Below are 12,198 nucleotides of genomic sequence, written 5' to 3'. Positions count from 1 at the left end.
GGACTCCTGCAAACGAAATGCGGACTCCCTGTTGTAGCACGTCCGGCCTCCGCTCCCTATCGTCTGGGAGCTGAAACCACCCCACGGGAGACACCATGAAAACGATCTTGCTCACCGGATGCTCGTCCGGATTCGGCCTCGACACTGCCCGCTACTTCCTCGAGCACGGCTGGAAGGTCATCGCCACGATGCGCACGCCGCGGGAGGACGTGTTGCCCCGGTCCGAGCATCTGCGCGTGCTCGCGCTCGACGTCACCGACCCACGGAGCATTCGCGAAACGGTGGAAGCCGCCGGACCGATCGACGTGCTGGTCAACAATGCGGGCGTCGGCCTGATGAGTATCTTCGAGGGCACCTCGATGGAAACGGTCCGCGCCACCTTCGAAGCGAACACATTCGGTGCGATGGCCGTGACCCAGGCGTTCCTGCCTCGGTTCAGGCAACAGAAGGCGGGGGTCATCGTGAACGTCTCGTCGAGCACGACGCTGAAGTCGCTCCCAATGCTTGCCGTGTACACCGCGAGCAAAGCGGCGCTCAACGCATTCACCGAGTCACTCGCGTTGGAGCTCCAGCCCTTCAATGTGCGGGTGAGCCTCGTGCTCCCGGGGCAGTCCCCGGAGACGCCCTTTGCGCGGAACGCACAGGCGCAGATGCGCAAGCAGGGCGTCGCCGTCCCCGAGGCGTACTCCGACTTCACGCGGAGCATCTTCGAGAGGCGCACGAGGCACTCGGGGCCGTTTACCCGCTCGCTCGACGTGGCAGAAGCCATCTGGCGCGCGGTGAACGATCCGTCGTGCCCGCTCCGCCAGCCCGCCGGCGCGGACGCCGCGGAGTTGGCCAGGTCAACCTGAATGTGTGTCCTCGACCCGAGGCCGACCATGAAGGCTGGAGGAATGCCCGAGAGATTTCATTCCCCCAGCCAGTAGAGGCCACGCCGGGTCCGCAGCACCTGCTCCAAGAATTCAGAGAACGAACTGGCGACCTGCTTGCAGTAGGCCAGGTCTGGCCACGCCTCATGGTCGCCGTCGAAGAGGGGGTAGCGACCATTCTCCTCGCGGCTCACGTCCACCAGCACGTAGTTGCCGTCCTGCACGTCACAAAGGGCGTACACCGAAGCTGGTCCGTGCCCATCATCGTCGTTTCTCTTCCCGAAGATGGCGACTCGCGCTCGGACAATCTCCGAGAGAGGAAGTATCTGGTAGGGCGAGTCGGGTAGCCGTTCAATCAACTCGGCGCCGTTGCAGTGCAGGTAGAAGGCCCGCAGCTCCGCATCCAACCGCCAGCCTACCCGCCGTTCGAACTCCTCGATCTCCTCGGGCGTGGCGGAGGGATACGGGAAGTGATCGCGGGAGACCTCTTCGAGCAAGCGGCTCATGGACGTGGCCATCGTCAGTTGTCCGAGTAGGGCAGGTTCTGACCCACTGTATTCCAGGGGGACTTGCCGCCATAACAGGAGGGACACTGCTCACATGCAGCGCCCCCGTCTGATGGCTACATCCCCAGATGCCAAAGGATATGCGACGGCGGTAGAAGGTGACCCATGGGTGAATGGGGACAGGTGACGTTCTTCCGGACTGAAAATCTCGATGCGCTCGAGCGCGCCATTGACGACCTCTGCCTGGCGGAAGGTCTCGTGGCGACGCCCTACGTGCGACGCAAACGCGAGAAATGGGACAGGATGCAGTACGGGACCGGCGCGACCTCCGACCGGTGGGCCCTCGCGCTCGGCGCCGGCCGAGGCGGCTGGTCCGTCGTCAAGACCGCTCCGCTCGAGCTGCTCGCCGAGCCGGGGCCTTCGGGTGAGCACCGACTCGGTATCCTCGCGCGCGTGCTCCACTGTGAGGCTTTGCACGTGTCTCTCTATGACGGCACGGCGATGCTCGTCGCGGAGGCCAGGCCAACGGGTGAAGTCGTGCTGTCGGGATACACGATGGAAGGATTGAGCTTCCACGGCGTCGACCTCGACGAGGATCGCGCCCAGCCCAGGATCGAGAGCGACGGGGTACCCCACTCCGTCCACGAGGCGCTCGATCAATACCTTTCCGACGGCTTCGACGAGCTGCTCGAACAGCTCGCCCACAAGCGATGGGTCGACGTCTCGCTCACACTCATCGAGGGTCGCAAGGTGCCGTCCGCACGCGTGATGTCCTTCGTGCGTCCCTCCCTCGACAAGAGGCCACCGCTCCGGCTGAAGCTCTCGGTGGAAGAGCACCCGCTCGGCACACGCTACGTGCTCGACGACGGAGTGTGGGTCAATGAAAACAGCATCGAAGCGGCCGATGCAGTGGTCGGGGCCGCGTTCGTCCGCAAGGTCGCGAGCTGGCTCGAGGTGCCGGTCACGCTCGAGCCCGGCGTGCCCCTGTCCTCGTTCTGCGTGCGCGCGCCCCCGAGCGAGCGCACGCGCCGCGTCGGCGTCGAGACGGAGCTGCTGTCCATCGGCTCCAACCATGGCGCCGAGTTGCTCCTCCACGTCGCGCGAGGCGTCGGCATCGCCGAGCTCGAGGAGAGCAGCCCGCACCAGCGGCGGCGCCTGGTCGACGTCCTCGCGCGAGCCCTCGTCGGAGCACGGACGAACGCCGACGCGGCCTATCGCGGCTTCGAGCGCGTCGTCACGGAGCCGACGCCGCACGCCCTCGGCGCATTCGCGGGCGAGCGCCTCGTCACCGCCTGGTGGCGACGAGAGAAATCGGCCATCGCCATCGAAGGCCGGGAGGTCTTCGAGCTGCCAGGACTCTGCACGGCGATCGCCACCACGCCGCAACGGGTCGCCCTCGCGCTCGTCACCCCGGGCTTCGTCAACGAGCGCTCCCAGGGCTACGGACAGGACGATGCCGCCGTCATCGTCGTCATCGACGTCGACACGGGGGAAGTGCACGAGGCGCTCCGCAGCGACGAGCACCTGACGTTCGGTTTCACGGACCTGTGCTTCGCGGGTGACGTGCTCGGGGTCCGCACCGAGCGCGACGGAGTGCCAACCCTCGTGACGCTCGACGGCGGCCAGCGAAAGGAACGCCCGGGGGATTTCCAGCAGTGGGTGCGCGAGGCCATGCGAGTCCCACCCACCGTCGACAACCTCTACTCGACGTATAAGCTGCCGATGCTCTGGGTAGGACCGGACGCGGTCGTGGCCGTCGAGGGGCACCAGCGAGGCGGCGAGAAGACGGCGCTCGTCGTGCTCGACCCGCGAACGAAAGAGCAGCGCCCCCTCTTCGACGCGGTGGGCCTCGAGCCGCGCGCGTTCTCCGCGAGTGGCGCACGGTGCCTCGCTCAGGTCGACGACCGGAGGCTCTTCGTCGGAAGCCGCGCCTGACCCGCGTGGGCGAGAGCCTGCCTCCCGGACCAGGGCGAGCCCCTTCCCTGCGGGGAACGAGCCCGGGATTCCAAGAACTCAAGATTTTCGACCCAAAACGGAATATTCTGTGTTCGCGCACCCCCGGGCGCTTCGCGGCTCGGCCCCTGCCCGAAGCCGCACCACCCCATGCTGTCGAAAGAGCGAACACCAATGGATGAACGCAGGATGAAAGCGAGCCTGGGAGCCCTCTCCTTGATGGCCCTCCTGGGATGTCAGACACCCGAGCCTTCCGCGGCGGGCGCGGGTGCGGCCACGAGCCCACTGGTCACCGGACCCGATTTCGTGGTGACGGAGTTGAGCGCTCCCCCCAGCGTGTTGCCAGCAACCGCCTTCGAGGTTTCGGCCACGGTGTGCAACCACGGAGGACAGGGAGGCTCCACGAAGGCGACGTTGTTCCTCTCCGCGGACACCGTCATCTCCGAGCAGACGGACTACCCCGGGGGACAACTCTACCTGCCCTATCTACAGCCCGGGCAGTGCTCGCGGCAGACGACGATGATGTACGCCCAGGTGCCCTCGGAGGGACGCTGGCACGTGGGAGCACTCCTCGATTCCATCGGGGATGAGAACCCGGGCAACAACACGCGCGTCAGCGCGCCGATGGGCATCGGCCACCAGGCGGACTTCATCATCACCTCAGTGAAGGGCCCCGCCAGCGTGGACTTCGGCCAGTCCCTCACCGCCCAGGTCACCGTCTGCAACCAGGGCACCCGGACCGAAAGTACCCAGGTGGCCTTGCTCCTGTCCGAGGACGAGAACATCCGCTTCCCCTCGTCCTCCACGCCTCCCGAGGATGCCGTCGTGGGTGACGTGCCAGTGCCTCCGCTGGCCTCCGGCCAGTGCGCCACGGTGTCCATCTCTGGCAACGCCTATCCCCCCCACATGAGTTCGCCCAACGTGCGCGCCTTCCACCTGGGCGCCGTGGTGGACCCGCTCAACTCCACCCCGGAGTTCACCGAGGACAACACCCACCCGGGCTACCTGCTGGGCCTGGGGTACGCGCCGGACTTCGTCATCTCCTCGGTCAAGGGCCCCGCCAGCGTGGACTTCGGCCAGTCCCTCACCGCCCAGGTCACCGTCTGCAACCAGGGCACCCGCTCCCGGGACACCCGCGTGTTCCTCCTCCTGTCCCAGGACGAGAACATCCGCTTCCCCTCGTCTTCGGCTCCCCCCGAGGACAGCATCCTGGGAGACGTACCGGTGCCTCCACTGGCCCCCGGCCAGTGCACCACGGTGTCCATCTCCTCCAGCAACATCTACCCGCCGCCCACGAGCCCGCCCAACACGCGCGCCTTCCACCTGGGCGCCGCGTTGGACCCGTACTACTCACCCGATGAACTGCGCACGGACAACAACACCCACCCGGGCTACCTGCTGGGCGTGGGGAGTGCGCCGGACTTCGTCATCTCCTCGGTGAAGGGCCCCGCCAGCGTGGACTTCGGCCAGCCTCTCACCGCCCAGGTCACCGTCTGCAACCAGGGCACCCGGGCCGAGGGCACCCGCGTGTTCCTCCTCCTGTCCCAGGACGAGAACATCCGCCTCCCCTCCTACCCACTGCCTCCCGAGGACAGCATCCTGGGAGACGTACCGGTGCCTCCGCTGGTCCCCAACCAGTGCACCACGGTGTCCATCTCCTCCAGCAGCGTCTACCCACCGTACATGAGTTCTCCCAACACGCGCGCCTTCCACCTGGGCGCCGTGGTGGACCCGAACTACGCCCCCAATGAACTGCGCACGGACAACAACACCCACCCGGGCTACCTGCTGGGCGTGGGGAGTGCGCCGGACTTCGTCATCTCCTCGGTGAAGGGCCCCGCCAGCGTGGACTTCGGCCAGCCTCTCACCGCCCAGGTCACCGTCTGCAACCAGGGCACCCGCTCCCGGGACACCCGCGTGTTCCTCCTCCTGTCCCAGGACGAGAACATCCGCTTCCCCTCGTCTTCGGCTCCCCCCGAGGACAGCATCCTGGGGGACGTACCGGTGCCTCCACTGGCCCCCGGCCAGTGCACCACGGTGTCCATCTCCTCCAGCAACATCTACCCGCCGCCCACGAGCCCGCCCAACACGCGCGCCTTCCACCTGGGCGCCGCGTTGGACCCGTACTACTCACCCGATGAACTGCGCACGGACAACAACACCCACCCGGGCTACCTGCTGGGCGTGGGGAGTGCGCCGGACTTCGTCATCTCCTCGGTGAAGGGCCCCGCCAGCGTGGACTTCGGCCAGCCTCTCACCGCCCAGGTCACCGTCTGCAACCAGGGCACCCGGACCGAAGGCACCCAGGTGATGCTCGTGCTGTCCCAGGACGAGAACCTGCGCCTCCCCTCGCCGTCCGCGCCTCCCGAGGACCAGGTCGTGGGCGGCACGCCGGTGTCGCCGCTGGCTCCCAACCAGTGCGCCACGGTGTCCATCTCCTCCAGCAACATCTACCCGCCACCCACGAGCCCGCCCAACACGCGCGCCTTCCACCTGGGCGCCGTGGTGGACCCGAACTACGCCCCCAATGAGCTGCGCACGGACAACAACACCCACGCGGGCTACCTGCTGGGCGTGGGGAGTGCGCCGGACTTCGTCATCTCCTCGGTCAAGGGCCCCGCCAGCGTGGACTTCGGCCAGCCCTTCACCGCCCAGGTCACCGTCTGCAACCAGGGCACCCGCCCCTACGACAGCCGCGTGTACCTCCTCGTGTCCCTGGACGAGAACATCCGCTTCCCCTCGTCTTCGGCTCCCCCCGAGGACAACGTCGTGGGTGACGCGCCGGTGCCACCGCTGGCCCCCAACCAGTGCGCCACGGTGTCCATCTCCTCCAGCAACATCTACCCGCCGCCCATGAGCCCGCCCAACACGCGCGCCTTCCACCTGGGCGCCGTGGTGGACCCGAACTACGCCCCCAATGAGCTGCGCACGGACAACAACACCCACTCGGGTTACCTGCTGGGCGTGGGCCACGACGCGGACTTCGTCATCTCCTCGGTGGAGAGTCCCGTGTTCGTCCGGAGCGGACAGAGCCTCACCACCCAGGTGAACGTCTGCAACCAGGGAACCCTGGCCGCGAGCACCCGGGTGAGCGTGCTCCTGTCCACGGACACCACCTTCCGTCTCCCCTCACCGTCCACGCCTCCCGAGGATGTCATCGTGGGCGAGACCCAAACGGGCCTTCTCCAGCCCGGCTGGTGCGAGACCGTGTCCATCACCGGAAATGCCTGGCTGCCGCCGTCGACCAACCCGAACACGCAAGGGCTGGTCTACGTGGGCGCCATGGTGAATCTGGACCAGATGACCCCCGAGCTGCGCGCGGACAACAACACCCTGCTCGGCGGGTGGCTCTACATCGCCCCCTGAAGTCCCACCGTGGCCTCCCGGCCCGCGCATCGGACGTGGGCCGGGAGGTGTCGTCTGGAAGCACGGCGCGACGCCCAGAAACAAACACTCCTCTTCAAGCATGAGCCGGGGGGACGAGGCGCCCCGCCCCGTTCCGTGATGGGCTGGGCCACCGGGGCGGGCTCGGCGCCCCTGGTTTCCAGAAAGAGGCAGGGCTTCTCGTGAACGGCACGGGCATCCTCAGCACCAATGGAATCAGAGCCGAGGCGTTCCGGGGCCGCGTCTCCGCCGTCGTGCTGGGCGTGTCCGCGGGAGGCGTGGAAGCACTGTCCTTCCTCCTGCCCCTGCTGCCGCGCACCTTCCGTCCCGCCCTGTTGATCGTCCTGCACATCCCGCCCGAGCGGCCCAGCCTGCTCGTGGACATCTTCGCGCCCCGGTGCGCCCTGCCGGTGAGGGAGGCCCAGGACAAGGAGCCGGTGAAGCCCGGGACGGTCTACTTCGCGCCCCCGGACTACCACCTGATGGTGGACACGGGGCCCACCCTGTCGCTCTCGGTGGATGAGCCCGTCCACTACTCGCGCCCCTCCATCGACGTGCTGTTCGAATCGGCGGCGTACATCTACGGCGCCCGGCTCGCGGCCGTCATCCTCACGGGCGCCAACGAGGATGGAGCACGAGGCCTCGCGGCGGTGCGCGCGGCGGGGGGCGTCACGCTGGTGCAGTCGCCCGAGACCGCGCACATGCCGGTCATGCCCGCCGCGGCCCTCGCGCAGGGGCCCGTGGACTTCGTGCTGCCCCTCGCGCAGCTCGCCCAGGTGCTCGGCGAGTTGGGAGCGGACGCAAAAGCCTGACACGCTCCCAGGGCCCCGAGTCCTACCCCACGCCAATACCTTCTCATCCGTCATCCAGCTCGTGGTGACAGTGAATGACTTTGTTCCATTCCAATGGAGCGCGAAAAGCAATCTCGACGCGGCGCGTCGTTCGCCGCGATGCGTCGAGACTCTCCGCGAGAACGAATGCGTCTGTAGGTGGAGGAGGCGAGGAACCATGCTAAGCCAAGGCCCGGGTAGGTGTGCGCACTACCTTCCTCGTTTCGAGCCACCCGAAGCGGGTCCTACTCCTCAACTGGAATCCAGGAGCGCCTCTAGATGAACAACCAGTGGATGCAACGCCGGCTAGTCGTGATGTGCATGGGTCTTGTCTCCTTGGGGGGACTGGCGGGCTGTTCGAAGAGCAAGCAGCAGGAAGAGAGCACGCCAGCGGCCACCGCGACGGCTCCCGCGGCGGCCAAGGCCACGGCCGTCACCATTGCCCAGGAGGCGCAGACCTCCTGGATTCGCAACTTCAATCCCCTGCTGGCCAGCAGCAGTTCGCGCTGGCCCACCCGCGCCGGCATCTACGAGCCGATGCTCATCTTCAACGTGCTCAAGGCGGACTACGTGCCGTGGCTCGCCGAGAAGTACACGTGGGGCGAGGGCAACAAGACGCTCACCTTCTCCGTGCGTCCGGGCGTGAAGTGGTCGGACGGCCAGCCGTTCACCGCCAAGGACGTGGCCTTCACCTTCGAGCTGCTCAAGAAGCACAAGGCGTTGGATCTGTCGGCCGTCTGGGCGTTCCTCGAGGGCGTGCAGGCCAAGGATGACGCCACGGTGGAGTTCACCTTCAGCCGCGTCTTCGTGCCCGGCCTGCTCTACATCGCGCAGCAGCCGATCGTCCCCGAGCACAAGTGGAAGGACGTCGCCGATCCGGTCTCCTACAAGAACGAGAACCCCGTGGCCACGGGGCCCTTCACGGAGATCAAGGTCTTCCAGAACCAGATCTGGGAGATCGGCCGCAACCCGAACTACTGGCAGCAGGGCAAGCCCTACGTCCAGGCCCTGCGCTTCCCGGCCTATCCCGGCAATGACCAGGCCAACCTCGCGCTGCTCAATGGCGAGGTGGACTACGCGGGCAACTTCGTGCCGGACATCGAGCGGCTCTACGTGAGCAAGGACAAGGAGAACAATCACTACTGGTTCCCGCTCGTGGGCAACACGGTGATTCTCTACACCAACACCACGAAGAAGCCCTTCAACGACGTGCGCGTGCGCAAGGCGCTCAGCATGGCGATCGACCGCGAGCAGATCGTCAAGGTCGCCATGTACAACTACACGCGGCCCTCGGACGCCACCGCCCTCAGCGAGACCCACGACAGCTGGCGCAACCCCAAGGCCGTGGAGGCCGGGGACTGGGTGAAGTTCGACGCCGCCAAGGCCGGTGCCCTGCTCGACGAGGCGGGCTACAAGCGCGGCGACGATGGCATTCGCGTGGGGCCGGACAAGCAGCCCCTGCGCTACGACATCAACGTGGTGACGGGCTGGTCCGACTGGGTGCGCGCCGCGCAGATCATCGCGCAGAACCTGAAGCAGGTGGGCATCGACGCGACCCTGAAGACCTACGACTTCAGCCCCTGGTTCGAGCGCATCCAGAAGGGTGAGTTCGATCTGTCCATGGGCTGGTCCTCCGACGAGCCCAATCCGTACTACGTCTACCGGGACTTCCTCGGGACCGAGACGGTCCAGCCCGTGGGCGTGGTCTCGTCGCGCAACTGGCACCGCTTCGGCAACAAGGACGCGGACGCACTGCTCAAGGCGTTCGAGGCCACGAGCGATCCCGCGGAGCAGAAGAAGATCTCCGATCAGCTCCAGGTGCTCTTCGTGGAGAACGCGCCCGTCATCCCGCTCTTCCCCGGCCCGTCCTGGGGTGAGTACAGCACGCGCCGCTTCACGGGTTTCCCGAACAAGGAGAACCCCTACGCGAAGCTCACGCCCAACGCTCCCCCGGAGAACCTCCTCGTCCTGACGGAGATCAAGCCCAAGTAACCGTCACCTCGGGCGGTGAAGCGGGGCGCATCCCCCCTTCCCGGGAGGATGCGCCCCGCCGCATTTCACGGCACCGGGGCGCTGCGGGCTACTGCACCTGCGCCAGGATGTCGTTGAGCTTCTGCTCGGAGAACCTGCCCTCGGAGAAGAGCACCAGCTTGTAGACGGGCATGTCGTGGGCGAACACCAGCGTCGACATCTCGGCCTTCTTCCGGGCGCGCTCCTCCTCGGGCGTGCGCTTGACGGAGCCAGACTCCTCGGTCGTCCCGCCCATGATGACGCCCACGAGCTGGGGGTAGAACTCCTTGCCCTTGGGGTGATCCTTGAACTCCTTCACCAGGGAGTGGCGTGACAGCGAGACCACCTCCTGCTGGGCCACCTCCACCACGACGTGCTTGCGCAGGGGCAGGTTCCGGGACGAGCCACCCACCAGGATGTCGAAGCGGCCCGGGTTGACGGACCAGCGGTGGAGGTTGGTGTTGTAGTAGGCGAAGTCACGCCGGCTCAGCGTGAAGCGCACCGTCTTCTCCTCGCCGGGCTCGAGCGCCACCTTGGTGAAGGCCTTGAGCTCCTTGTCCGGACGGCTGACCACCGGCTTGTCCTCGCGGACGTAGAGCTGGACGATCTCCTTTCCGGCCACCTTCCCCGTGTTCTTGACCTTCAGCTCCACCGTCAGGCTCTCGGTGTCCTGGATGGACGGCGCGCCGAGGCTCAGCTCCGAGTAGTCGAAGGTCGTGTAGCTCAGGCCGAAACCAAACGGGAACAGCGGCGTGATGTTCTTCTTGTCGTAGTACCGGTAGCCGATGAAGACGCCCTCGCCGTAGCGGGCCTGCTGGTTGAGGCCGGGGAACTCGGTGGAGGTCGGCGTGTCCTCCAACCGCGCCGGGAAGGTCTCCGCCAGCTTCGCCGAGGGGTTGATCTTGCCGGTCAGGATGTCGGCGATGGCACCACCGCCCGCCTGTCCCGTCAGCCAGCCCTCCAGGATGGCCTTCACCCGGCCCACCCAGGGCATGGTGATGGCCGAGCCGTTCATCAACACCACCACCGTGTTGGGCTGCACCTGGCTGACCACGTCGATCAACCGGTTGTGGCCCTCGGGGATGTCCAGGTTGGAGCGGTCGAAGCCCTCGGACTCGTGGCTGTCCGGCAGACCGGCGAAGACGATGGCCAGGTCCGCGCTCTTCGCCTGCTGCCGCGCCTCCTCGAGCAGCTGCGCGGTGGTGACCCCCTCCAGGTCATAGCCGCTCGCGTAGGACAGGCGATCCTCGCCACCGAGGAGCGCCGCCAGCTCGGCATAGGCGTTGGAGATGCGGGTCGGATTCACCTGCGAGCTTCCAGCACCCTGGTAGCGGGGATCCTTGGCGAACGCGCCAATCACGGCGATCTTCTTCTTTCCTCCGGTCTCCAGCGGCAGCAGGTCGTCCTCGTTCTTCAGGAGGATGATGCTCTCGCCCGCCGCCCGCCGTGCCAGGGCATGGTGCTCGTCCACGTCGAAGCGGACATCGCTCCGGCGACTCGCCGTGGCCTTGAGGACCACGGCGAGCAGTCCGGCCACCACCTCGTCCAGGCGGGACACCGGAAGCTGGCCCGCGTTGACGGCCTCGATGATCTTCTTGCGGTTCACGTCGCCACTGCCGGGCATCTCCAGGTTCAACCCGGCCATGATGCCCTTCGCGCGATCATGAACGGCGCCCCAGTCGGACACCACGTACCCCTGGAAGCCCCAGGCATCCCGGAGGATGTCCTCGAGCAGCAGGTGGTTCTCGGAGGCATAGACGCCGTTGATCTTGTTGTAGGCGCACATGATCGCCCACGGCTGCGACTGGGTGACGGCGATCTCGAAGCCGGGCAGGTAGATTTCGTGCAGGGTGCGCTCATCCACGATGGAGCTGCTCACCATCCGCTCGTGTTCCTGATTGTTCACCGCGAAGTGCTTCAGGGTGCTTCCCACCCCCTGCCCCTGCAACCCGTTGATGTACGCGGCCGCCAGGTGGCCGGCGAGGAAGGGATCCTCGGAGAAGTACTCGAAGTTGCGCCCGCCCAGGGGCGAGCGCTTCATGTTGTTGCCCGGACCCAGCAACAGCTGGACGTCGTTGGCTTGCGACTCGCGCGCCAGGGCGGCGCCAATCTCCGCGAGGAGCTCCGTGCTCCAGCTCGAGGCCAGGGCGGACGCGGTGGGGAAGCAGGTCGCGGGGACGCTGTCCGCCGTATTGGGCCCCAATGCCTTCCTGAGCCCGTGCGGGCCATCCGCCATGAAGATGGAAGGAATTCCCAGGCGTTCGACCTTGTGGGTCGTCCACGCGCCATTGCCAGACATGAGCAGGGCTTTCTCCTCCAGCGTCATCTGCGACACCAGGTGCTGCGCTCTGGCCTTGTAGTCTTTGATTTGTTCGGACATGTCAGGGGGGTCCTTGTCGGAAGACACCGCGACGGGCAGGGAGCCCGGCTTCCAGGTGACGGTGAGCCGGGCCGGTCGCCGCCGCCTTCTAGCAGGACAGGCCCGCGCCGTCCTCACAGCACTCGCCCGCCGCCATGCACGGGACACAGTCCACCTGGATACTTCCAGGCAACGTGGACGCGTGGCGCCGCGAATCACCCGGAAGCGCCCCGTCCACCCCCCGGCGGGCCAGAGAAGCGCCCTTCACCTCCCACGCGCGCGGGCTG

7 protein-coding genes are annotated in these 12,198 nt (G+C 66.9%); 5 read left to right on the top strand and 2 right to left on the bottom strand.

Going from position 1 to position 12,198, the window contains the following annotated elements; translation table 11 throughout:
* Positions 1–95 precede the first annotated feature (95 nt).
* Complete coding sequence (locus CYFUS_RS12090) at positions 96–851, top strand: SDR family oxidoreductase (RefSeq protein ID WP_095985360.1); 756 nt, start codon at positions 96–98, stop codon at positions 849–851.
* Between the two features lie 56 nt (positions 852–907).
* On the opposite strand, the gene CYFUS_RS12085 is transcribed toward CYFUS_RS12090, so the two are convergent.
* Positions 908–1,387, bottom strand: coding sequence for an SMI1/KNR4 family protein (locus CYFUS_RS12085; protein ID WP_095985359.1), 480 nt, complete (start codon positions 1,385–1,387; stop codon positions 908–910).
* Positions 1,388–1,540: 153 nt separating this feature from the next.
* Between CYFUS_RS12085 and CYFUS_RS12080 the strand changes: the two genes are divergently transcribed.
* The 4 genes from CYFUS_RS12080 to CYFUS_RS12040 all read left to right on the top strand — a co-directional run bounded on the left by CYFUS_RS12080 (position 1,541) and on the right by CYFUS_RS12040 (position 9,534).
* Positions 1,541–3,310 (top strand): hypothetical protein, encoded by a 1,770-nt coding sequence (locus tag CYFUS_RS12080; RefSeq protein WP_095985358.1) that lies wholly within the window; start codon positions 1,541–1,543, stop codon positions 3,308–3,310.
* A gap of 207 nt (positions 3,311–3,517) precedes the next feature.
* Positions 3,518–6,694: a CARDB domain-containing protein gene (locus tag CYFUS_RS50530; RefSeq protein ID WP_198316554.1), complete on the top strand. Its 3,177-nt coding sequence runs from the start codon at positions 3,518–3,520 to the stop codon at positions 6,692–6,694.
* A gap of 200 nt (positions 6,695–6,894) precedes the next feature.
* On the top strand, positions 6,895–7,524 hold the full coding sequence (locus tag CYFUS_RS12045) for a chemotaxis protein CheB (protein ID WP_095985355.1): 630 nt from the start codon (positions 6,895–6,897) through the stop codon (positions 7,522–7,524).
* 339 nt (positions 7,525–7,863) lie between these two features.
* Entirely contained in the window at positions 7,864–9,534 is a 1,671-nt protein-coding gene (locus CYFUS_RS12040) for an ABC transporter substrate-binding protein (RefSeq protein WP_332468351.1), read from the top strand.
* Between the two features lie 88 nt (positions 9,535–9,622).
* Here the strand turns inward: CYFUS_RS12040 and CYFUS_RS12035 are convergent, their stop codons facing one another.
* The gene (locus CYFUS_RS12035) at positions 9,623–11,932 is read right to left on the bottom strand and encodes a glycoside hydrolase family 3 C-terminal domain-containing protein (RefSeq protein ID WP_095985354.1); all 2,310 of its coding nucleotides are present in this window, start codon (positions 11,930–11,932) and stop codon (positions 9,623–9,625) included.
* Positions 11,933–12,198: the final 266 nt, after the last annotated feature.

The sequence above is a fragment of the Cystobacter fuscus genome (assembly GCF_002305875.1).
GTDB lineage: Bacteria > Myxococcota > Myxococcia > Myxococcales > Myxococcaceae > Cystobacter > Cystobacter fuscus_A.
This window is presented reverse-complemented; position numbering and strand designations above follow the sequence as displayed.

What these genes read in the sequence shown, in the direction of transcription:
- CYFUS_RS12090 (WP_095985360.1), top strand. Translation starts at nt 96, where the DNA reads ATGAAAACGATCTTGCTCACCGGATGCTCGTCCGGATTCGGCCTCGAC.
- CYFUS_RS12085 (WP_095985359.1), bottom strand. Translation starts at nt 1,387, where the DNA reads ATGGCCACGTCCATGAGCCGCTTGCTCGAAGAGGTCTCCCGCGATCAC.
- CYFUS_RS12080 (WP_095985358.1), top strand. Translation starts at nt 1,541, where the DNA reads ATGGGTGAATGGGGACAGGTGACGTTCTTCCGGACTGAAAATCTCGAT.
- CYFUS_RS50530 (WP_198316554.1), top strand. Translation starts at nt 3,518, where the DNA reads ATGAAAGCGAGCCTGGGAGCCCTCTCCTTGATGGCCCTCCTGGGATGT.
- CYFUS_RS12040 (WP_332468351.1), top strand. Translation starts at nt 7,864, where the DNA reads ATGGGTCTTGTCTCCTTGGGGGGACTGGCGGGCTGTTCGAAGAGCAAG.
- CYFUS_RS12035 (WP_095985354.1), bottom strand. Translation starts at nt 11,932, where the DNA reads ATGTCCGAACAAATCAAAGACTACAAGGCCAGAGCGCAGCACCTGGTG.